We start from the raw sequence: 647 nt of genomic DNA on the forward strand, positions 1-647 counted from the left end.
AGCGTGGTCTTGCCGTGGTCAACGTGACCGATCGTGCCCACGTTTACGTGCGGCTTGGTCCGCTCGAATTTACCTTTGGCCATTTTCGACTCCTAACAGGATTTTCGCACCTTGCGCCGCGCGCAACTTACTAGACTGATACAGCTGGTGCCCATGGGCAGGATCGAACTGCCGACCTCTCCCTTACCAAGGGAGTGCTCTACCACTGAGCCACATGGGCACTACAAAATCGACACTGGAGCGGGTGAAGGGGATCGAACCCTCGTCGTAAGCTTGGAAGGCTTCTGCTCTACCATTGAGCTACACCCGCGAGGGTTGGATTCCCTTACCGCTTGAATTCTGGTGGAGGAGGTTGGATTCGAACCAACGTAGGCGTAAGCCAACAGATTTACAGTCTGCCCCCTTTAGCCACTCGGGCACCCCTCCGCAGAGAACTATCGATTATGGGGTAACAACACGCCGTTGTCAAGCGTTTCTTACGACCCGAAAAATTCGAGGCTCTCACTTATAGGTGAGACGAAAAACGCAAAAAGCCCCAACTCGTTGGAGTTGGGGCTTTCGCTTGCTTTCAGCATGAGGAGCCTGACGATTACCTACTTTCACACGGGTATCCGCACTATCATCGGCGTGGAGTCGTTTCACGGTCC

The 647-nt window shown here is 54.1% G+C and carries 1 protein-coding gene and 3 tRNA genes; all 4 read right to left on the reverse strand.

Going from position 1 to position 647, the window contains the following annotated elements; translation table 11 throughout:
• Window positions 1-83 (reverse strand): GTP-binding protein (locus NCS03_RS13015; protein WP_042615313.1); only part of this gene is annotated, 83 nt, incomplete at its 3' end.
• A gap of 62 nt (window positions 84-145) precedes the next feature.
• Window positions 146-220 (reverse strand) — tRNA-Thr (locus NCS03_RS13020).
• A gap of 16 nt (window positions 221-236) precedes the next feature.
• Window positions 237-310, reverse strand: a tRNA-Gly gene (locus NCS03_RS13025).
• A gap of 30 nt (window positions 311-340) precedes the next feature.
• Window positions 341-426: transfer RNA gene (locus NCS03_RS13030), tRNA-Tyr, on the reverse strand.
• Window positions 427-647: the final 221 nt, after the last annotated feature.

Origin of the sequence: Caballeronia sp. ATUFL_F1_KS4A (assembly GCF_023630905.1) — a bacterium.
In the GTDB taxonomy this organism is placed as follows: Bacteria; Pseudomonadota; Gammaproteobacteria; order Burkholderiales; family Burkholderiaceae; genus Caballeronia; species Caballeronia zhejiangensis.